At 45.6% G+C, this 21,071-nt stretch carries 16 protein-coding genes; 3 read left to right on the top strand and 13 right to left on the bottom strand.

Annotated features, from left to right (window positions below; genetic code table 11):
* Nucleotide 1: 1 nt before the first annotated feature.
* Nucleotides 2-3,514 (bottom strand): helicase-exonuclease AddAB subunit AddB, encoded by a 3,513-nt coding sequence (gene addB / locus MHH60_RS18685; RefSeq protein WP_076136583.1) that lies wholly within the window; start codon nucleotides 3,512-3,514, stop codon nucleotides 2-4.
* A gap of 649 nt (nucleotides 3,515-4,163) precedes the next feature.
* Entirely contained in the window at nucleotides 4,164-5,588 is a 1,425-nt protein-coding gene (locus MHH60_RS18680; protein ID WP_076136584.1) for a class I SAM-dependent rRNA methyltransferase, read from the bottom strand.
* 99 nt (nucleotides 5,589-5,687) lie between these two features.
* Between MHH60_RS18680 and MHH60_RS18675 the strand changes: the two genes are divergently transcribed.
* Nucleotides 5,688-6,674 carry a Na/Pi cotransporter family protein gene (locus MHH60_RS18675; protein ID WP_076136586.1) on the top strand — a complete coding sequence of 329 codons (987 nt, stop codon included), beginning with the start codon at nucleotides 5,688-5,690 and terminating at the stop codon, nucleotides 6,672-6,674.
* A 54-nt stretch (nucleotides 6,675-6,728) separates the two neighbouring features.
* Here the strand turns inward: MHH60_RS18675 and MHH60_RS18670 are convergent, their stop codons facing one another.
* The 4 genes from MHH60_RS18670 to MHH60_RS18655 all read right to left on the bottom strand — a co-directional run bounded on the left by MHH60_RS18670 (nucleotide 6,729) and on the right by MHH60_RS18655 (nucleotide 12,282).
* Complete coding sequence (locus tag MHH60_RS18670) at nucleotides 6,729-7,559, bottom strand: energy-coupling factor transporter transmembrane component T family protein (protein ID WP_076136588.1); 831 nt, start codon at nucleotides 7,557-7,559, stop codon at nucleotides 6,729-6,731.
* On the bottom strand, nucleotides 7,556-9,262 hold the full coding sequence (locus MHH60_RS18665) for an ABC transporter ATP-binding protein (RefSeq protein ID WP_076136590.1): 1,707 nt from the start codon (nucleotides 9,260-9,262) through the stop codon (nucleotides 7,556-7,558). Before MHH60_RS18665 ends, MHH60_RS18670 begins: the two co-directional genes overlap by 4 nt.
* A gap of 81 nt (nucleotides 9,263-9,343) precedes the next feature.
* A complete protein-coding gene (locus MHH60_RS18660; RefSeq protein ID WP_036683889.1) occupies nucleotides 9,344-9,904 on the bottom strand; it encodes an ECF-type riboflavin transporter substrate-binding protein in 561 nt (186 codons plus the stop codon).
* A 152-nt stretch (nucleotides 9,905-10,056) separates the two neighbouring features.
* Nucleotides 10,057-12,282, bottom strand: a complete 2,226-nt coding sequence (locus MHH60_RS18655; RefSeq protein ID WP_076128972.1) for an Ig-like domain-containing protein — start codon at nucleotides 12,280-12,282, stop codon at nucleotides 10,057-10,059.
* 209 nt (nucleotides 12,283-12,491) lie between these two features.
* On the opposite strand from MHH60_RS18655, the gene MHH60_RS18650 reads away from it, so the two are divergent.
* Complete coding sequence (locus MHH60_RS18650) at nucleotides 12,492-13,226, top strand: AzlC family ABC transporter permease (RefSeq protein WP_036683898.1); 735 nt, start codon at nucleotides 12,492-12,494, stop codon at nucleotides 13,224-13,226.
* On the top strand, nucleotides 13,217-13,543 hold the full coding sequence (locus MHH60_RS18645) for an AzlD domain-containing protein (protein ID WP_036683900.1): 327 nt from the start codon (nucleotides 13,217-13,219) through the stop codon (nucleotides 13,541-13,543). The genes MHH60_RS18650 and MHH60_RS18645 overlap by 10 nt, the downstream gene beginning before the upstream one ends.
* A 344-nt stretch (nucleotides 13,544-13,887) precedes the next feature.
* Here MHH60_RS18645 and mtaB read toward each other — a convergent pair whose 3' ends face one another.
* From mtaB to MHH60_RS18610, 7 genes are all read right to left on the bottom strand, one after another.
* A complete protein-coding gene (gene mtaB, locus MHH60_RS18640; RefSeq protein ID WP_076136592.1) occupies nucleotides 13,888-15,231 on the bottom strand; it encodes a tRNA (N(6)-L-threonylcarbamoyladenosine(37)-C(2))-methylthiotransferase MtaB in 1,344 nt (447 codons plus the stop codon).
* 3 nt (nucleotides 15,232-15,234) lie between these two features.
* On the bottom strand, nucleotides 15,235-15,999 hold the full coding sequence (locus MHH60_RS18635; protein WP_076136594.1) for an RsmE family RNA methyltransferase: 765 nt from the start codon (nucleotides 15,997-15,999) through the stop codon (nucleotides 15,235-15,237).
* 179 nt (nucleotides 16,000-16,178) lie between these two features.
* Nucleotides 16,179-16,862: a site-2 protease family protein gene (locus MHH60_RS18630; RefSeq protein WP_076128966.1), complete on the bottom strand. Its 684-nt coding sequence runs from the start codon at nucleotides 16,860-16,862 to the stop codon at nucleotides 16,179-16,181.
* 2 nt (nucleotides 16,863-16,864) lie between these two features.
* Nucleotides 16,865-17,917 (bottom strand): 50S ribosomal protein L11 methyltransferase, encoded by a 1,053-nt coding sequence (gene prmA / locus MHH60_RS18625; RefSeq protein WP_076136597.1) that lies wholly within the window; start codon nucleotides 17,915-17,917, stop codon nucleotides 16,865-16,867.
* A gap of 145 nt (nucleotides 17,918-18,062) precedes the next feature.
* Entirely contained in the window at nucleotides 18,063-18,641 is a 579-nt protein-coding gene (locus MHH60_RS18620) for a DNA-3-methyladenine glycosylase I (RefSeq protein ID WP_076136599.1), read from the bottom strand.
* Between the two features lie 104 nt (nucleotides 18,642-18,745).
* On the bottom strand, nucleotides 18,746-20,422 hold the full coding sequence (locus tag MHH60_RS18615; RefSeq protein ID WP_111505285.1) for a DUF4179 domain-containing protein: 1,677 nt from the start codon (nucleotides 20,420-20,422) through the stop codon (nucleotides 18,746-18,748).
* On the bottom strand, nucleotides 20,382-20,942 hold the full coding sequence (locus tag MHH60_RS18610; RefSeq protein ID WP_076136601.1) for an RNA polymerase sigma factor: 561 nt from the start codon (nucleotides 20,940-20,942) through the stop codon (nucleotides 20,382-20,384). Before MHH60_RS18610 ends, MHH60_RS18615 begins: the two co-directional genes overlap by 41 nt.
* Nucleotides 20,943-21,071: the final 129 nt, after the last annotated feature.

Here is a 21,071-nt window from a genome sequence, read left to right as displayed (position 1 = left end):
CTCAAGGTGTAGTTCCTCCTTTGCGGGACAGCAGATCCCATATAACGTCCTTCCCTGGCTTACCCAGATTGTTATAGCTGTTACCTTCCACAGCTTCATCGAACTGGCAGACAGGTCTAAACGAACAGAACGTGCAGGCGGTCTCCTGCCCAATTCGGTACGGCTCAATCGCCACATCCCCCTCTGTAATCCGTGTCCCGATATCAGAGATCGTCCCTCTAACGGAGGATAATAAATGGCCCCACTGCTCTGGTGTAGCTACTGAAGCACTGCTATAAAAGCTGCCGTCAGCTTTTACTGCTACAGGCACAATAGAAGAATACCCTTTGTCTAAAGTGGTATCCATCAGGGAAACAACCTCACGATCTGCTGTAAGCAGTCCTTTCATCTTGAAGCGTTTTAACAGCTCTTGCTCAGCCTGTTCCTTGTTCATCCCGTTGGATGAGGTTAACAACGGATCATGCACATGGAAATAAAGTGTACCTGCTGGAAGTGCCTGCTGCCCCAGCCATTGCTCCGAATATGTCAGCAGCACATCCAAATAAGTCAGCATTTGCAGCGACAATCCATAATACACCTCATGCAGCTTGAGATCCTTTTGACTCGATTTATAATCAATTACCCGCAGAAGAATGCCGTTCTCTCCACGAGCCATGTCTACACGGTCAATCCGGCCAACGACCTCCATCACACAGCCATTCGGCAGCGTAATTCTTAAAGGCGGCAACTCCTTATCCGGTCCAAAATCCAGCTCCAGCCCTACTGGCTCAAAGCTGCCCCGGCGGGCGTGCTCGCCCAGAATCACAGAAGCACGTCCAACAATATTCTTAAGCTTACGGGAGATGTACCCGTAACGTTTGGAGCTCATTAGAATTTCACCCTGCAACATCGGAGATAGCCGTTCTACTGTCTCACTGGCCTCACGCCGACATTCATCCGGAGACAAGCTGCCCCAACCCCGTCCCTCTTGTTTCAGTCTTATCGCCATATCACTTAACGCAGCATGGAACAGCTGTCCAATATCAGGTGCTTGCAGCTTATATAACTGGCGCTCTTTCAGTCTTAGTCCGTAGGACGCAAAATGGGAAAATGAGCACGCAACAAATTTCTCCATCCGGGATACACTGCCCCGCAGTGTTGAGCCACCATACAATCTGAGGCTTGTGCCACGCTTGAGCTTCGTTCCCTCATTACGATAGAACAGTGAGCTTAGCAAACGTTCCAATTGAAATTTACGATCTTCGTTCTTAGTAAACCAGTTATACACATCCCACCATAGCTCCGGAATTTCTGTCCCCTGGCGCCACTGCCGCAGCTGCATAATCAATGCGCGAAGACTCTGTTCTGGTTGACCAATGAAACCGAGATGAATAGGATCTCCGACTTCTGCCGGTAGTCCCGCAGGGGGAAGTGCTGACAAGCTAAGCTCTTGAACCCTTGGGAACATTCTATGCAAATGCCGGATAACCTCAGAGGGAAGGAGCGCTTTGCCCTCATCATCCGCTGTAGCGTAGCTAATCCAGAGCTTTCGGCTTCCTGTCGTTAGTGCATTATAGATCAGAAACCGCTCGTCCAGCAGTTTACGAGAAGCGCCGGGAGCAAGCTCCATTCCAGCATTCTCTAGTACGGAGCGTTCACCTTCCGAGAGAATTCCATCTTCCTTAAACTGCGCAGGCACAACACCTTCATTAAATCCAAGCAAAAAAGCGTATTTGACCCCCGTTGGGCGAGTCCGATCCATATTGCCGACCAATACTTGATCCAGTGCGGGCGGAACTAGTCCCATTTTAAGTTCAGCAAGTCCTGTCTCTAGAACGCCAGTGAACACTTCAAACTCAAGTCTTTCATTGCCCATCATTTCTACTATCTGATCTAGCAGATCAAGTACCGCACCCCACAACTGGCTATGTTCCCTAGCCTTCTCGGGTTGGCCCTTCTCCATAGACTTAACACTGAGTTTCTCCAGCTTCCGTGCAACATCCGTCTCTTCAAGCAGCTTGTACATTGCCGTACATAGTTCAAGGCCGCTTCGGCTTTTCTGGATTCGTTTCTCAAAAGCAAATAATGGACCTGTTATACTAGCACGGCATCGTTCCATAGTAGCAAGCAGTTCATCATCCATCTGTCTGCCGCCTTCCAGCGACAAGCTAGGAATACCTTTCCAGGAGCGCCCATCTGTCCAGCGGTACCCCTGAATCCCACAAGCCAGCACATAGTTTTCTAAAGCATCCATATCCTCACGCGTAATACTACCGTCTAGCGGAAGCAGAAGCTCCGTCTTTACACAACGGAATACATCCTCGTAACGCCAGCGACGACGCACTACATCCAACGCGGAACGTATAAACTCCACTAGCGGATGATGCAGCTCGTTCACCTTCTGGTCCAGAAAAAATGGCACTCCATAATCTTGGAACAACGGCTGAACCAGCTGCTCGTAATCGCCAATATTACGCATCAATACGGCCATTTCGCCATATTTTGCACCTTCATCCCGCACCAGTCTAGTCATTTCGCGCAGGGCTCCCTCAACCTCTGCTCTGTGCGAAACTGCAGCGCCTATAGATATAGCCTCTCTTGCCAGTTCATCCGCACCTGTCCAGGCCTTCCGGCGATCATATCCCCGTTCAAGGTGAGCAAGTACTGGACTTTCTTCAAAACGCGGCAGAACCGTTGGCTCCAACAGCTCGTCCCATACATCAATGCCCAGCTCTTCAGCAATTCCACGCAGTTTAATGTAAGTAACCGCAGTTGGGTGAAACAATTCAAGCTCATTCAACTCATCTCCATATGGGTAAGGACGATCAATTGTAAGTGAAACCGTCAGCTTCGAAGCTTGCTGCATCAATTCTCGAAGCACTACGAATTCCTGCGGAGTAAATCCATGGAACCCATCTACCCAAATCTCTGACCCGCGAATGTAGGAGGAATCTGGAATATGCTCAGCCAGTTCTGCTAAACGATCTTCTTCATCGATATAGAGACGGGACATTTCCTTCTCTAAATCGCTAAATACCAGCTGCAAATCATCCAGCTTCCCCTCAAGAATAGGACTTCTTGCAATAGCTCCTCGCATAGCGGACAACTGCTCTTCTAAATCAGTGGAACCCAAACAGCAACGCTTCATCTCCGTGTGCAGTTGGTTCAGACGTTCCACAAAACCCGGTCTGTCTGCTGAGGCACCGAACAATTTCAGTTCCTCTTTGCGACGACTGATGATTTTGTAAATCAACATTTTCTTACCTTCTTCACTGATTGGCAGGTTTGCACTGCCACCAGTTTCCTGCTTCACACGATAGGCCAGCCGCGAAAAACTCAGTGTCTGCGCCCGAAGGCTTCCCTTCACATTCCCTACGGTCAGAAGCCCCCGTTCTGCTCCAAAAGAACCTTGCTCTGGCACAAGAATAATAATCGGTGCACCAAGCGGTTCCTTCTCTAAGGAAGAAGAGATAGATTCCCATATTTTTGTTGTCTTGCCACTGCCCGAGCGGCCTAATAAAAAGGTTACCGGCATAAATGATAGACTCCTTCCGTAGCGGAGAAAATATATAGAATACAAGGTGAAATATCCACCCATTGATTACACTCCAATTAAAAAAGTTCAGTGATTCCTCGTCCCCTCAGTATATCATAACCACACTAATCGGAACATGTGTTTGCTAGTATTTTCTAATGTTTTACAAGGGATAAACAGCCACGAGTACAAATATAAAAAAGCAAACCTCCGGATTTTGGCGGCTTGCTTTTTAGGGTGTTTAGTTTTGTTGTTAATGCCAGATGTGCAACGTTAGATTGGAGCTGCCAATGTCGGAGCATAGGGTCAATGTTAGCTGTTCAGCGTTTAAATTCCACATTTTCGGCTAGGCTTGTTTCATTAAGTACTTACGGACCCAGGAGCCGTTATTCGTGGATTCAGTGCTGTTTTGGAAACTTTTCGGACCCCACTGACGCTATTCTTTGAAAATGTGTTGCATAACGGGTGTTTTTGGGGCAATAGCGCCTTTGGGGTCCGTAAGAATTCAATAATAGGCTGTTTACGCTAAATAGAGTCATCCGATTCCGTTGGCAACTCCTTTGCCTTACAGTCGACTCACGGCCACCCTACGACCAGCCCTTTTATCCTACTTGTTACTTGGCACTGTAAACCTTTTTGACCTTCAGGCTTATTTTTTACTCCGCACTTCAAAAATCGCAAACTTCAGATAGTGTCCTTCGTTAACGCCAAGTATTTGTGGGTGGTCTTTGCCTGCGGCCCGCCATTCCACAAGTCTCAACACCTTGCCAGCATCTTTAGCTGCATCGGCAATCGTTTCGAGGAACAGATCTGGCTGCATATGGTAAGAACAGCTTGCGGTAACCAAATAGCCGCCTTCGTTCACCAGCTTCATCCCGTGCAGATTGATATCCTTGTAACCACGGCAAGCGCCAGCTACTGCACTTTTGGTTTTGGCAAACGCCGGAGGGTCCAGGATGACTACATCCCAAGTTCTTCCTCCACCTGCCGTCATCGGCTTGGATGTGTCGGTTTTGGCTGTTTTGCCTCCGGATTTAGGATTTGTAGCAGCTGCTGCTGCCTCTGTTCCACTTGCAACTGTTGCCCGTTCAGAACGTTCCTCTAGTCCTTTAACCTGATTCCGTAAATATGCAAAAGCATCATCCACTACGAATTCAACACGATCGCTAAAGCCGTTCAGCTCCACATTCACTTTGGCACTCTCAATGGCGTGAGCTGAAACGTCAAGGCAGGTTACTTTTTTCGCGCCATACTTGCAGGCATGCAGCGTGAAGCTGCCCGTATGCGAGAAGCATTCCAGCACTGTCGCACCGTCCCAATAAGGGAACGTTACATGTTTGCCGCTCTTATTAACTGGTAAGGTCTGTAGTGAACCATCCTCAGTTTCAATTTCCTGTAGCGTAATGCCGCTTCGTCCTCCCCAGCCTTTCATGAGCGGAGCAATGGAAGCTCTATTCTCACGTTGGTCAAAGAAGTAACCTGTCTTCTGGCCTTCTTCAATATCAACGACCAGCTTCAGGCCATTCTCACTCACGGTCACATGCCTTGGACATTCCCCGTACAGCACACCCGTTGTCTGCTCCATACCTTCAAGCTCGCGCACACTAACATCACTGCGCTCATAGATTCCGCGCGGTGCCATAACCTGCACCAATGCTTCGACGATTTCTGCACGCCGCTTGTCCATTCCGAGGGTAAGCAGCTGTACAACTAAAATATCACCGAATCGATCTACAATGAGCCCCGGCAAAAAGTCCGCTTCACCATAAACCAAGCGATAAGCATCCGCACCCGGAAGGAACCGATTTCTGTGTTGCAGACAATTCGCGAACCGTTCTGCAAAAAAAGCTGTATCCATGATCGCAAGGGGTCCCTGCGATACAATTCTTACCCGAATCTGTGACGCTGGATTGTAATATCCTACGGCCAAAAATCGGCCCTGATGATTAAGGACATCTACTAGTCCCCCTGCTTCCGGATTCCCTTCTACTGATGCTACTTCACCTGCATAGACCCATGGATGGCCCTGTTCCAGTCTTTTTTTGCGATTGCGTTCTAAAATAACCGATGGCAATGACTTCAACTCCCTGTTTTTCTAAAAATGTTTTTATACATGTCCCATGCAATACATTCATATATTGGTGTACAACCCTCGTCCAAAGGAGTATGCCCTATGTTCAGTGATTTGCTGTTCCCTATCATATATGGTCTTGTTATCTTTCTAGCCGGCATGAAGCTGATGGAAACGGCGTTGTCCAAGCTAGCGGGCCCTCTATTAACTACAAGCCTAAATAGAGCTACCTCAACACCTATTAAAGGAATGATTGCCAGCAGCCTGTTGTCCGCCTTACTCCAGAGCAGTACTGCTGTAACGGTGTTGACAATCGGCATGGTCAATGCCGGCCTGCTCACTTATGCCCGCACACTTGGCATTATCCTGGGCAGCAACATCGGCACCACATTAACTACAGAATTGATCGGACTTCAGATCAATACCATGGCCACGCCCCTGCTGGCAGCCTCGCTCAGTCTGTGGGCAGCGGCAGTTATTGCAGGCGAACTGCCGCCTACATCGCGAGTGGCAGAGCTCTGCCACAAAATATCCCCGCCGCTGCAATTTATCAGTCTGGCTGTATCAGGCTTCGCCCTCGTCCTATGGGGCATCGCTGTCATGCAGTCTATCGGCGGAATACTTCAGGAAAGTGGCTTATTCCTCTGGTTCCTAAACCACGCCGCTACTAGTGCTATATGGGGGCTCGCCGCTGGAGCGTGCCTAACAGCCCTGCTCCATAGCAGCGCTGCTGTCATAGCTATGGCTATGAGCATTGCCGCCTCGGGTGCCATGCCGCCTGAGCTAGGTATAGCCATTGTGCTAGGTGCCAACGTGGGCACCTGTGTTACAGCAGTCATCGCTTCCATCGGCGGCACGTCATCCGGCGTCTTCGTCGCTTGGTCCCATGTTGCGCTTAATGTAGGCGGTGCACTACTATTCTTGCCCATGATCGGGCTGCTACAAGCAAGTGCTGCATGGATTGGTGGAGGCCCTGCTTCACAAATCGCCCACGCCCAGACCATTTTCAACGTAGTCTGCTCACTTCTAGCACTGCCATTATGCTACCTGCCTATATGGTCAAAACTGGAGAAACGTCTTCAGTCTTAACAAAAAGGTGCCGTTTATTATAATCCCAGCTTTCCACAACTGTATTATTATACTTCAATCGAAAATATTATAAAACCGCGAACCGTCGTAAAAAGTGATCACCGTCGAGAAAATTCCAATCAGCGCAAACAAAGCCAATGCAAAATAATCGTCTCTCGTGAACGGGCGACTGCTATACCAAGTTCGTTTGGTCTCAGTGCCAAAACCGCGCAGCTCCATAGCGGTACTGATATTTTCAATTCGCTCGATACTAGTCAGAATTAGGGGCATCAGAATCGAAATGATATTTTTTAGCCGCTTAGGCAGCTTTTCTTTTCTAGAAATATCTATTCCCCTTGCTTGAGCAGAAAACGATATATTCTCATAATCTCGTTGAATATCCGGAATGTACCGCAGTGCCAGCGATACAGAATATGCAATTTTATAGTTCACTCCAACTCTATTTAAGGATGCTGCAAATTCACTGGGATTGGTCGTTAGAAGAAATAATAATGCCATAGGAATGACCACCGCATATTTCAGGGCAATATTGAATTGATAAAATAGCTGCTCCCAAGTTACCGTATACCGGCCTGCAATATGCATAATATCATGACGTGTCCCGTAAACACGTACGCCCTCCAAAGGTGAAAAGATAAAGATAGCTATATGATTAAGCAAAAAGAAAATCAAGATAAAATATAATACAAAAGCATAATCCTGAAATTGAACTTTGGAAATTCTAAAGGCAAGCAAACTAAATAACAGCATCACCATTAGACATCTTGTATCATATGTAATCATCCCCGTCACAGACCACACTACAAATAAAATCAATTTAGTAGCGCCGGTAAGACGGTGAATAGGTGAATCCTGCTTCGTAAAAGTTAACATTTTGGCCTTCATCCGCCTCGGCTCCTCCTATCATACGCAATGAACCTTCTAACGAACGCCTGCGGTTGTTTCAATCCAGCTTTTATAGCTAGGGCAAAAAGCGAGGTTTCCTTCAAGTTTGCTTTTTTCACCACATCAGTATTCGTTAATATTCGCTCAGGGCTATCATCCGCAAGCTTCACGCCATCAGCTAACACTATAGCTCTATCGGCATATTCCAGCATCAAGTGCATATCATGCGTAATCATAATGACCGTCATCCCCTGCCCACGTAGCGTCAAGAGAAACTCCATCATTTCGTTATAATGCCTGTAATCCTGAGCAGCAGTCGGTTCATCCAAAATGATCACTTCCGGCTCCAGTACCAGAATGGCGGCAATCGTGACCCGTTTCTTCTGGCCGTAACTGAGCGCCGAGATCGGCCAGCTGCGAAAAACATAAAGTCCGCACACCTTCAAGACTTGATGGACGCGTTCACGAACGAGCTCCTCAGGGCAACCTCGGAGTCTTAATCCTAGGGCAACCTCATCATATAAAAGTGTCTTAGAAATCATATGATTGGGATTTTGCATAACAAAACCAATCCGCTCAGCCCGCTCCTTAATCGTGTCCTGAGCAATATCACGCCCATGCATCCGTATTGATCCGGAAGTAGGTTTATAGAAGCCACAAATAAGCTTGGAAACTGTGGATTTCCCAGCCCCATTTCGCCCCGCTATACAGACCATCTCTCCTTTATGAATACAGAGATTGAGCTTATTCAGCACCTGCTGATTTTTTTCGTATCCAAAAGAAATATCTTGCAGTTCAAGGATGGGTGGGCTCTCCAGCTTATCCTGGCGTGACTGATTGCACTCATACCAGATCTTTAGTTTATTAGAACACGCCTCCAACTCTATATCGTTCACATGCTGCGGATTCATATTTGCTGTAATCGAACATCCGGCATACTTCAAAGCCGTTAAATAAAGAGGTTCCCGAATGCCCACTTCTGAAAGCAACGTTGTGCTCAACAGTTCTGCAGCCGGCATATCCGCCGCAATACGTCCTTCATGGATCACAATAATACGATCCACCGCCCGATGCAGCACCTCTTCAAGACGATGCTCGATCATAATAACGGTTTTACCTGTCTCTTTATGCACTCGATCAATAAGCTCAATCGCTTTTGTACCGGTATAAGGATCTAAGCTTGCCAGTGGTTCATCAAAGAGCAGGATGTCCACATCACCTACCAGAACACCTGCCAGGGTCGTTTTTTGCTTTTGTCCACCCGATAACTCCTGAGGAGAAGAGGCCAGAAATTCGTGGATATCCACCGCTCTTGCGGCAACCGCCACTTTGCTCATCATTTCTGTCTGCTGAACCACATGGTTCTCTAGACTGAAGGCGATATCCTCACCAACCGTTAATCCTACAAATTGTCCATCCGGGTCCTGCAATACGGTACCTACCTGATTGGACAGCTCTGCGATACTCAGATCCTTCTGCTCCTGGCCTAAAATCCGCAATGAACCTGATATTTCCCCTCTGTAAGCAAAAGGGATGAGACCATTAATGCAATGAGCCAGTGTACTTTTCCCAGAACCTGAGGGTCCCACGATAAGCACCTTCTCCCCTTCAACAATCGTTAAGTTAATCCCCTGTAGTGTGGGTTCCTGCTGCGCCCGATATTGAAAGCTGAAATCCTTAAATTCAATCATTACTTTTTTCATCTGAGACCTTCCTCTGGGTTAATGTGAAGAGAAAAAAGCCGGTGATTTCCACCGGCTTTTTAGCTTGGATTTGTATTCCACTCAAGCTTCTCTAGTCAAGCTGCCCTGTTTTGTTCTTGTCTTAGCATACGCAATGGCTAGTAAAGATCCGATCACTGCCACCGAAGCTATATTTAATGCACCTGCGGTCAGTCCTTGCGTAAATACTTTATTCACGGGTTCTGCATAGATCAGAATATCCAACACTGGGGCTACAAGGAACCAAGCTACAGCATTCGCTGCAATCTGAGCCAGATTAAAGCGTATTATTTCCTTCCGTCCGAATTCCCCGTCATGAATAGCGATTCTAGCTACTAACAAGCCAATAACGAGCCCTACAATTCCAGATGATATGACCCAACTGAACCATGGCGATCCATAAGATATCGTATCCTTCAGGGTATGCCCGATCAGGCCTATAAATAATCCGGCAAACGGGCCGTACAATAGGGAGAACAATGCCAGTAATGCGTATGTAGTCTCGATGTTAGTGTTTGGAATACCCGAAGGAATCGAGCCGAATCTCCCCAATATAACGAATAAAGCAGAACCAATACCAATCGCTACAATCGTCTTGATCGACAACACCTTTTGTTTTGCCATGTTTTTCATCTCCCCCAACGCATCTATTATGTTTTATGTGATTATACATCGGAATAGTCGGAATTACTATAGAATCCAAATAAAAAAATCTGCAAAGCAACATAATGTTGGCTTTGCAGATTCATAGTTGATAATTCAGATCCTATTCTCTATTACTTCACTGTCACTGATACTGTAACTGTTTTGCCGCCTAGCTTTCCTTTAATAGATGTCGTTCCTTTACTCACAGCTACAATCTGACCACTTGCAGATACTCTCGCTACAGAAGGCTTGGAGCTGGTCCATACCGCACTTCCAGTAACAACAGCAGTCTTACCAGTATCATACTGTGCAGTCACGACTACATTCTGAACGGCTCCCGGAGCCATTTTCAGTCTGCTCTCATTAACGGTCAGCTTTGTTAATTTAGGAACTACAGTAATTTTGACACTAGCAGCAATCCCTTGGTAAGATCCTGTCAACGTAGCAGTACCTTCTGTTACTGCTTTAACGGTTGTTGCTTTAACCGTAGCAACCGCCTCGTTCGAGGACTCCCAATTCATACTGCTGGAGACATTTCCTGTCTTACCATTAGAATAATAAGCCGTTACCTTTATCGCTTTAGAGCCTTTAATGTTCATTTCGATAGCAGTAGGTTCTACAACAAGCTTAGTAACCTTTTGTTCAATGGTAACTGGAATGCTGATGGTTTTATTGGCGTAAGTTCCCTTTAAAGTAGCAGAACCCTTCACCAGTCCTTTGATTACTTTACCGGAAGTTGTAGTCTTGATAATCGCATTCGTACCGGTAAGCTCCCATTCCATAGTTGCAGTAGCATCAAGTTCACTGCCGTTTTCCATCACAGCTTTTACTTCAGGAACAGCCTTCTCTTCACCAGTAACAATCACCAGGTTTTCTTCTGGTCCAAGCAAGACAAGGACTTTATCTTTCACTGTAACCTTTACTTCAACACTTTTTTCTCTTACAGCAGTTTTTGAAGTCGTTGGGTTTTCTGATTTTATTTTACCGATAACCTTCACAATACCTGCCGATTCAGCTACAATCTTGCCGTCTTTAATGGTGGCAATCTCATCATCCGCAGAGGTCCACTCAATATCACTGCTAAGATCTAGCTTTGTTCCGTCAAGCTTTGTACCATTTACTTTTGGAAGGCTTACGGTGTCATCTGTGTAAAGCTCCAATTCCGTCTTGTCGGCTGCCAGTTCTGTGATCGTAGGATACACTGTCAGTTTAAAGCTTTTATTAATTCCTCTGTACTCTGCTTTAATGACCGAAGTTCCCACAGCTTTAGCAGTCACTGCCGCAGTATCGCTACCAGGCGTAACGGTTGCCGCCAATTGGTTATCCGAAGTCCATACTGCGCTGCCTGAAATGTTCGGAGTAGAATTCGCAGCATCGCGAACCTCAGCCTTAACGTTCAGGGTTTCGCCCATAAACAGGAATTGATCTCCTGTAGGAGTAAGTAGTAGCGCTTCATAAGGAGCACGTACATATACGTCTACTGTTTGTGTAATCCCCAGATAGGATACTGTAATTACAGCTTTACCAGCAGACAACACTTTGATCTCGCCTTTGTCTACTGTAGCTACACTAGCACTAGAAGAGGACCATTCCGCTTTCTCTGAAATATCATTTGCGCTGGATTTTGTAGTTTCTTTAGTCTCTGCAACCAATTTCAAAGGTGCATCTCCAACTAGCATCTCTAGTTCTTTAACGATTTTGTCGTCATGTTTAAGCTCAATTTCAGAATAAGGTAATTTCACTACAGCCTTAAAGGTTGCTGTTAAGGTCTTGTATTTGGCAGTGATCGTTGCTGTACCTTCACCAGCCAAAGTGATCTTACCTTCTGCAATGGTCAACACGCTTGTGTTGGAGCTGCTCCAAGTAGTATCAGCCGTTACATCCTTAGCAGAAGTCGCTGTTTCTCCACCAATCGCATTGGCTTTGACCAGCAGTTTATCCTCATCATCACCCAATTTGTAGTTCCCTTCAGAACTATATTCGAGCTTCAGTTCTTTAACAGGATGGGCTACCTCAACTTCAATGGTAGCAAGTGCATGATTATAAGTCGCTGTAATAATAGCTTTGCCACTGTCAATCGGAGTCAATAGGCCATTTACTACCTTTACAGCGTTTGTGTTAGAAGAATTCCATACAACTGCACCTGTCACATCTCTTTTAGATGAGGACCCTTCCACATTCGCATATACCTTAAGTTGCTTTGGCGTTTGTCCAACCGTAAGCTCTACTTTAGCGGAGCTTTCGAATTCAATCGAGTTGATATCGCCGGTCGCTGCAAAGACACTTACCGGAAAAACCGCAGTAGCTAACAATATCATGATGAGGAGCATTTTCGTCATTTTCCTGTACACAGTCATTTGTTCTCTCCCTTAGGCTATAATGTCGTTCGGTGGTTTATCCCCACACTCTTTTACTTATATCGACAATTGTACCCTAAGTGTTTACCCCCTGGCTCTATAAAGCGAAATTCGGGACTTTCAGACTAGATAATACGGTAAAGGTTGATCAAAATATTAGGAAGTAATATGCTAACTACTAAATTCTTTCTTGAAACAAGGGGGCTACGATGAGTGCAGAGAACGTCCAACTAGAAGCAATCCCGTCTCCTAAACAGGAAGATAGCTTCCTTAAAGGGGTAAAAGATTGTATTCCCACACTACTAGGCTACTTAAGCATCGGACTTGCAGCAGGCGTTGTTCAAAAGACAGCCGGGCTCAGCATTGCTGAGATTGCCTTAATCAGCTTGATTCTTTACGCGGGCTCCGCTCAGTTTATAGCTGCTGGAATGATAGCTGTTAGCAGCTCGCCTGCGGCCATTATTATTACGATATTTATCGTGAATCTTCGCCATATTTTGCTTAGTGCAGCTCTTTCACCTTATTTCCGCCATCTTTCCCCGCTGAGAAATATGCTGGTTGGTTCTTTATTGACTGATGAGACCTTTGGAGTTGCCATCAATCAAGCTTTGAATAAGCAGCAAATCAGTGAAAAATGGATGCACGGTCTAAATCTCACAGCTTATTTAAATTGGTTTCTTGCGAATGTAGCGGGTGCTTTTTTAGCCCAGTGGATCTCAGACCCTGATCAATTCGGTTTACAGTTTGCCTTACCTGCGATGTTTATTGGCATTCTTGTAATTTCCATGATTGACCGTAATAAAATCAAACTAGATTTGGTTGTCGCAATCCTTGCCGTGATCATAGCAGTAGGAAGCTCCTTCCTATTCTCCAGCAGTGTTGGAGTGATTATCGCTACAGTCATTGCGTCAACGATAGGGATGGTGTTTGAAAAATGGAAGTGAGATGGGATGTATTTCTGATCATTCTAGGAGCAGCTTTTGTGACCTTTATTCCCAGGGTGGTTCCCCTCATGATCCTTAGCCGGTTTGAATTGCCAGAATGGGGAATGCGCTGGTTAAATTATGTTCCTATCTCTGTTATGGCGGCATTAATAGGTCAGGAGATATTTTTGAATGATGGGAAATTTTCGTCTTTAGCTAATAACATTGAGCTTTTTGCAGCATTGCCTACTTTTTTGGTTGCGATAAAAACCCGGAGCTTGCTAGGCACTGTACTGGCGGGAATTGTTTCAATCATGATCCTACGGATGTTTTTTTGATCCACTTCTACGCATATGAAGTCACTATCGGACACAGTTGACCTTATTCGCAGCATTATCCCACTTTTGGAACACTAACGGACCCCATAGTTGCTATTGTCATGAAAAACACCTTTTATGAACCACTTTCTGAGGAATAGCTGCGCTGGAGTCCGAAACAAAGCATAAAAAGCAAAAAAATTGCAAATAACGCCATCTGGGTCTGATAGCATCAGGAGATTGTTATGAATTGGTGATCTAGACAGCAGCAACTAAAAAAACAGAGCAGCCCTTCCCCGCTAACGGGAAAATGGCTGCTCTGTTGTCTTTTTACTAATATCTATTGCTTAACGGATATCAATTGCTTAACGGACAGCCTGCTGAAGCCCAGTCTGACTAATCCCGATCAACTCACCACGGCATTCGTTCACGCCAGCTTCCGTTATCTTCACCTGACAAAGTTCTCCTTGGAGTGAATCTTCTCCATCGAAGAACACCTGCAAATAGTTGTCGCTAAATCCATGCTGGATATTGCGGCCCGGAGCACCTTTGGCGGCTCTTTCCGGAATCACACTAAGCGTCTGGCCTACAAATTTGCGAGCATAAGCTATTTGCATTTCTTCCGAAAGATCAATCAATTCCTGCACGCGTACATTTTTGATTTCTTCGTCGATCTGATTCTCCATCCGCGCTGCTGGAGTGCCCGTCCGCTTGGAGTAAGGGAATACGTGCATCTCGGAGTAATTAATAGCTTTCATGAAGTTGTAGCCGGCACGGAACATTTCATCGGTCTCCCCCGGGAATCCAACGATAACATCCGTAGTAATCCCGACATCCGGCATCGCCTGACGGATCAGCTGCATTTTGGCGTAATATTCTTCTGTCGTATATTTACGGCGCATCGCTTTCAGCACATCATTATGTCCGGCTTGCAGCGGGATATGCAGATGACGGCACATTTTAGAGGAACGGTTCAGCACCTCCAGCAGCTTCTCATCGATCTGGCTAGCTTCGATAGAACTGATACGTACCCGCTCCAGTCCATCCACCTTATCCAGATCCCACAGCAAATCGGCTAGACGGTAATTATCAAGATCATCACCGTAACCGCCGGTATGAATACCCGTGAGAACAAATTCCTTATACCCTGCTTCTACTAATTGATGTGCCTGGGTTACGATACTTTTGGGATCACGGCTGCGGGAAAGTCCACGCGACCATGGAATGATGCAGAATGTGCAGAAGTTGTTGCAGCCATCCTGAATCTTCATAAAAGCACGCGTCCGATCCGCAAAGCCAGGTACATCCATCTCTTCGAATTCACGTGTCTTCATAATATTACGAACAGCGTTGACCGGCTGACGTGAGGCTTCAATGTTTTTCACATGCGTCATGATCTGATCGCGGTCCTGGTTACCAATAACAAGATCGACACCAGGAATATCAAGAATCTCACCAGGAGAGGTCTGCGCATAGCAGCCAGTAACCGCCACGATAGCTTCCGGATTGCGGCGAACGGCACGACGAATCATTTGACGGCTTTTTTTGTCACCTGTATTAGTTACAGTACAAGTATTAATCAGATATACATCGGCGGGTCCCTCGAAATCGACCTGCTCGTAACCTTCATTTTTGAATAGCTGCCAGATGGCTTCGGTGTCATAAAAATTCACTTTACAACCTAAAGTATAAAATGCTACGGATGGCATCTCTTAAGCTCCTCCCATTTCTCCCGATTCATATAAAATACAAGCAGCGGCAACCATGCCCGCTGTCTCACAGCGCAGAATACGCCGTCCTAGTCCTACGGAAACCGCACCAGCTTCTTCTGCCTTTTGGCATTCCTCTGGTGTAAAGCCCCCTTCAGGACCTACTACAATCAGTACCTTCCCACCAGCCTGCGGTGAAAGCGAGGATAACCAAGGGGCAACACTGCTGCGAAGCTGCAAGCCTTCTTCTTTTTCATAACAGAAATAAACAGCATCATACTCACTAAAAGTCTGTAGCAGCTGCTTCCAGGATAACGGTGAGCCTACAGCCGGAACGATGTTCCGGTGTGCCTGCTCGGCAGCTTCTTTACAAATTTTACGCCAGCGGTCCAGCCGCTTACTTTCCTTGCGTTCATCGTATTGTACAATCGTGCGCTCTGACAGAAAAGGAATAAAACCAACGGCTCCAATTTCTGTACACTTTTGAATGACAGTTTCCATCTTATCGGCCTTGGGTAAGCTCTGAGCCACTGTGATTTTTATCCGCGGTTCATGCGTCATCTCTAGGGTTTCCAGGATGTTCACTGTCACTTCCCCTATTTCGATCTGAGCAATCTCCACTAACGCTTCACGGGAGACGCCATCGCTGACAATAAGCTTGTCCCCAGCCTTACCGCGCATGACTTTGGCAATATGCCTTGCATCTTCCCCGTCAATTCTAACGTTATCTGCACCAAACTGCTCCGGTGTAACAAAATATCGCTGCATCTCTTCATCATCCTGTTCATGAATTCAGTAAGAAGAAACGGTAAAGACGCCTTAATAAAGACGTCACCCGTTTCTTAGAGAAATATAACTATGGATCAGGCGAAATTTAACTATCCTATTTTTCAACAAATTACATAATACAATGTTTAAGCAGGGTTGACCAGACTTCAGTCCCTACCTTAGCTGCCAAACATTCTTAGGAATAGCTGCACAAATGTTCTCGACATTTCACTAGCCCAATGGCCAAGAGGATCGATGGTATAGGTTCGTAACCCTGGAATAAACAGAATTAATAAAAAGATAAATACAGCCCATTGCTCAAATTGCTGTAATCTGCCCCGTATGGAGCGAGGAGCAATATCCTCCACAATCCGGTAACCATCGAGCGGAGGCAATGGAATCAGATTGAACAAGAATAAAAAGAAGTTCCATTGAATAAAGGTGCCAAAGAACAAATACACTGCCTCTAAAACACGGTCATTGGAGATCGACTCTAATACACCGGTTGCCGCAAGCACCCCATATATTAAAGCACCAATAATCCCTAATAACAGGTTACTGATTGGGCCCGCAGCAGACACAATGACTCCCATCAGACGGGGGCGGCTAAAGTTATCACGGTTTACAGGAACTGGACGCGCCCACCCGAAACCAGCAACCAGCAGCAGTAAAATACCAAAAAAATCGAAGTGTACAGCAGGGTTAAGCGTCATGCGTCCTAATAATCTAGCGGTAGGGTCACCGAACTTATTTGCGAAATAAGCATGACTGAATTCATGTACTGTAAAAGCAATTAAAATCGTAATGAGCAGAAAAGGAAGCTGATCCAAATCTACACGTATTATACTTTGCAATATATCCATTTTTACCTCTTTCCGGCTGTAAATGCCACCCAATCTTCTTCACGGGATACTTCCATAATCTCAAAGCCGGACTCTTGTAGTGCGTTAGCCACAAGTCCTTCTTTATCCTTGTAAATACCAGAGGTAATATACAAGCCTCCTGGCTGAAGTGCACGATACACGTCATCCGTAAACAATACGATGATTTCTGCCAAAATATTCGCAACTACAATCTTAACTGGGAGTGTAACGCCGAGACTATCCTCTGTTCCTTGCTCAGCAGGTGTTCCCTCAAGAGTGTGACCCGGTCTAGCGGATGGCCACATTTCTCCAGCAGCCGTGTCAGCTACGCCTTCACCGCCTAGCAAGGAGAGCAGGTCGCTTTCTTTTACCGTAATGAACTTCTCAAGTTTATTCAGTGCTACATTCTCACGCGCACTTTCAACAGCTACAGGGTCTAAATCTAGCGCCAGCACGGATTTCGCACCGAGCAGCATCGCACCTACAGCCAATATTCCTGAACCCGTACCAACATCGATTACTTCTTCGCCGCCGTTAATATTCTTTTCAAGCGCACGCAGGCACAAAGCTGTTGTAGGGTGAGTCCCTGTACCAAATGCCATACCAGGGTCCAGCTCAATGATTGCTTCATCTGGGCTCTCAGGCGTATATTCCTCCCAAGTTGGTTTAATCGTGAGACGCTCCGATACCCTGAGCGGTTTAAAATATTGCTTCCAAGCATGCGCCCATTCGTCTTCATCTACGGTTTTCCAAGAAATCAGAGATTTGCCCGGATCAATGCCGTACTCACGCAATTCTGCTACCCGTGGAGTCAGTTCTTCTATAACAGCATCCATATCCGTGGAATCGGCATAATAACCTTTGATTACCGCTTCCCCTTCGGGGATATCATTCAAGGGTTGGTCGTATAATTCACCGTAACGCGTATTCCGTTCTTTACTGAGTGTTCCGGATTCTTCAATAGAAACCCCACCCGCTCCTGCTTCATATAAAAAATTCGAAATCATTTCTTGTGCATCTTCTGTTGTATGTATCGTCACTTCATGCCATAACATCTTTATGTGATCCTCCTAAAGTTTTGTGAGCGTTAGCTTCATTGATTGACTTCGTGCAAAACTGGCTTCGAAAGCATAGGTTTAGTTTTGTGAGCATTCGCTTCATAGTATAACATTTCTTCTTGGGGTAACGCCAAACTACAGATCAACGCTCTGCCATGCCCGTGCTGCTCCTGCAAAAGCAATCGAGCGAATGATCATCTACCATCCCCGATGCCTGCATAAAAGCATAACATATGGTAGAGCCGACAAACTTCATACCTCGCTTTTTTAATGCTTTACTCATTGCGTCAGACTGAGCCGTCGAAGCAGGGACATCCGCACGTGTCTTCCAATGGTTAATCGCAGGTGCACCCCCCACAAAACTCCAGAGATAATTTGCAAAGCTGCCTGTTTCCGCACTAATTTGCAAATATACGCTTGCATTACGAATGATAGAATCAATCTTTAAGCGATTTCTAATAATCCCGGGATCGTTCATCAGCTCAGCAATTTTCGGCTCATCATAATGCACAATCTTTTCCGGATCAAATCCATCAAATACCTCTCTGTAATGTGCCCGCTTTTTTAAGACGGTGTACCAGCTTAACCCTGCCTGCATGCCTTCGAGCATAAGTAATTCAAACAGCTTCCGGTCATCATACAGAGGTTTGCCCCACTCTTCATCATGGTAGGCGATATATAAAGGATCCTCATTAACCCAAGCACAGAGAGTGATTTCCATCCTGTTCTCTCCTTTACGCTAATCCTCGCTGAGTCCACTCAGCATCTACTCACTGTAAACGAAAAAAAGGGAAGAACACAAGGTTCCTCCCTAAAAAAGATTTTCTATGGCCGCAGCTGCACTCTTGTTTCTTTATCCGGATCGTCAGTTGTATAGAAGAATATATAAATAGAAGCTTCTGTACCTTTGAAACCCTTGTAAACATCAATGGCCTTATTGTTTCCATCCCCAGTGAAATTAACGGTCAGAGGTTTACCTAAAATACGCTCTTTCCCCAGTCCGATATGGGTCTGGTTAATTCCACCGAAGCGAGCATCTTCACTTTCAGTTTCTACATAAAGATCGGCACCCTGCATATAGTACGTCCATTTTACCGGGTATCCGCTAAGCTGCTGGATAAGCGTCTGTTTCTTTTCAGATATATTCGTCAACAGAAGCGGTGTTTTTTCGTCCTTGTTAATTTTATAGCTGCCGTGCTGAGTCACCTTGTATTTAGCAACAAAAGTAATTGGCGTCTCTTCTGTGACTTCAAGATCAACTGGCCGCTCAAAACGAAGCACTGTTAATTCAGGCTCGCCTTCTGGAGATCTCCAGAAATTGCCCTCCAGTGTCTTGCCTGCTACTTCAAGAGTAGACTTTTGATACGGAAAATTGTTGCCTTTCTCTTTACTTCTAATAGCGATTCGAATTTGAGTAGGCGTCACTACCATTTTCTCCAGCGTGTAATTAGATTCGCCCTCTTCTAGCGGCAGATTCAATGAAGTATTTATGGTTCCGCTCTCCATCTGCTTTTTGCTTAATTGAAGATCAAAAGCTAGGGGCCCCTCAACCTTTTTCTCTTGTTTCATGTACTGCAGCTTGTAATTCACTTCTCCGCTGGAAATATCAGCCGCCTTAAAATATTGCTGGGACGTATATTCCCCGTTGTCTCCCGGTGTACCAAAAGTACCTCCAGTCAGCGAATTTATGAGCGTTCCGTTTTTGTATGCAACAATATTTGGAAAGGCCCATTCTTTTGCTTCTGGCTGATCAAAAATGATCGCTGAAGAGAATAATATTTTTTCTTGCCCTTGGGTAAAAGGTTTCACCTCTATGCTGCGCATCCCTTCCTGTCCAATAGGAAACTTTTGTGTCTCCTGCGATTGGATATCCAGCGGTAAATCTAACTCCTGTGTGCTAAAGGCTTGCAGATTATCTGCAACTAGTTGCACATTCACAGTGTCCTTTTTCGGTGTCCAATCACTCTCGAAATATCCGTTGTAATGTTGAGTTTTCTCATCCCATAATACATAACTGAACTCACTAGGACTATTCGCCCCATCTGCGCCCTTTAAAGTCATTCCTTTAACATTCCAATTTTCATTTTCCAAGCGTTTTCCTACATCCAAAGTGAATAAGATAACCGTCCGATTCTCATCCACAATCGCTGTATGTAGCTTCAGAGTTACTCCATCCTGCGTCACCGACTGGTTCAGTTGTTGTCCGAGATTTTGGGCCAGCGCTGCTTGAACGCCTCCTCTCCCATGGAGCAAATTATCCCAATCATAATGCACTGCCGCATATACGGGTGCCGCTGCAATAAGTACTGAAAATGAAGCCACCACAGCTATTTTACTCCAGTTTCTCCCTCTGCTCTCACTACCATTGGCCATACGAAGTTGTAGGGGAGTCATTGTACTGTTTTCTTGCTCTAAACGTCCCCACATGCGTTCAAAATCTGGATAAGGCACGCCTCTATCTTCATTTAAACGATGCTCCAGCATATTTTCTAACTTTTTCAAAAGCTTCGCCCTCCTTTAGTTCAAGTTGAACCCCAGCCTCCTGCAGGATTCTCCTCATTACCGTTAGCCCTTTATGCAGCCTAGATTTGGTCGTTCCAAGTGGAATGGTCAGCAGATCCGAAATTTCAGCCAGACTGAAATCATGCATATACCTAAGTGTGAGCACCATCCTAAGTTTGATAGGGACCTGGCTCATATATTGCGCCCACTCGACCTCCGTCTCACGCTGCTCAATCTGCTGCTCCACAGCTGTTTCTGCCGTTTTATTAAAGAAATGAAGGTTGTCCGTAATCTTCTGTTGTAATGTCCGTTTTCGTTTCAAATGATTGAGGCAATGGTTGACCGTTATTTTCATAATCCAAGCCTTGATATGCTCCACGTGCTCACGATTACTGCGAAATACGGTAATAAAGACATCCTGAGTCAAATCCTCTGCATCCGCCGCGTCATGCACCATATAGTAGCAAGTCCGGTATACATCTTTATTGTAGGTTTCAAATAACTCCCGGTTACTCTCCAAATTTTACGCCCTCCTTTCTTGACTGAGATATCTATATGACAACCAATCCTTGGAAAAGGTTCGTTTTTCTGAGCATAAACTATCGCTACTCTTAAAGACATAGAGAAAATCAAACAGGCTTAATAATCT

This window comes from Paenibacillus sp. FSL H7-0716 (genome assembly GCF_038002705.1).
Classification (GTDB): Bacteria; Bacillota; Bacilli; order Paenibacillales; family Paenibacillaceae; genus Paenibacillus_AQ; species Paenibacillus_AQ odorifer.
This window is presented reverse-complemented; position numbering and strand designations above follow the sequence as displayed.

Coding starts and splice junctions, on each gene's coding strand:
- addB (WP_076136583.1), bottom strand. CDS start 3,514: ATGCCGGTAACCTTTTTATTAGGCCGCTCGGGCAGTGGCAAGACAACA.
- MHH60_RS18675 (WP_076136586.1), top strand. CDS start 5,688: ATGTTCAGTGATTTGCTGTTCCCTATCATATATGGTCTTGTTATCTTT.
- MHH60_RS18670 (WP_076136588.1), bottom strand. CDS start 7,559: ATGAAGGCCAAAATGTTAACTTTTACGAAGCAGGATTCACCTATTCAC.
- MHH60_RS18665 (WP_076136590.1), bottom strand. CDS start 9,262: ATGAAAAAAGTAATGATTGAATTTAAGGATTTCAGCTTTCAATATCGG.
- MHH60_RS18660 (WP_036683889.1), bottom strand. CDS start 9,904: ATGGCAAAACAAAAGGTGTTGTCGATCAAGACGATTGTAGCGATTGGT.
- MHH60_RS18655 (WP_076128972.1), bottom strand. CDS start 12,282: ATGACTGTGTACAGGAAAATGACGAAAATGCTCCTCATCATGATATTG.
- MHH60_RS18650 (WP_036683898.1), top strand. CDS start 12,492: ATGAGTGCAGAGAACGTCCAACTAGAAGCAATCCCGTCTCCTAAACAG.
- MHH60_RS18645 (WP_036683900.1), top strand. CDS start 13,217: ATGGAAGTGAGATGGGATGTATTTCTGATCATTCTAGGAGCAGCTTTT.
- mtaB (WP_076136592.1), bottom strand. CDS start 15,231: ATGCCATCCGTAGCATTTTATACTTTAGGTTGTAAAGTGAATTTTTAT.
- MHH60_RS18635 (WP_076136594.1), bottom strand. CDS start 15,999: ATGCAGCGATATTTTGTTACACCGGAGCAGTTTGGTGCAGATAACGTT.
- MHH60_RS18630 (WP_076128966.1), bottom strand. CDS start 16,862: ATGGATATATTGCAAAGTATAATACGTGTAGATTTGGATCAGCTTCCT.
- prmA (WP_076136597.1), bottom strand. CDS start 17,917: ATGTTATGGCATGAAGTGACGATACATACAACAGAAGATGCACAAGAA.
- MHH60_RS18620 (WP_076136599.1), bottom strand. CDS start 18,641: ATGGAAATCACTCTCTGTGCTTGGGTTAATGAGGATCCTTTATATATC.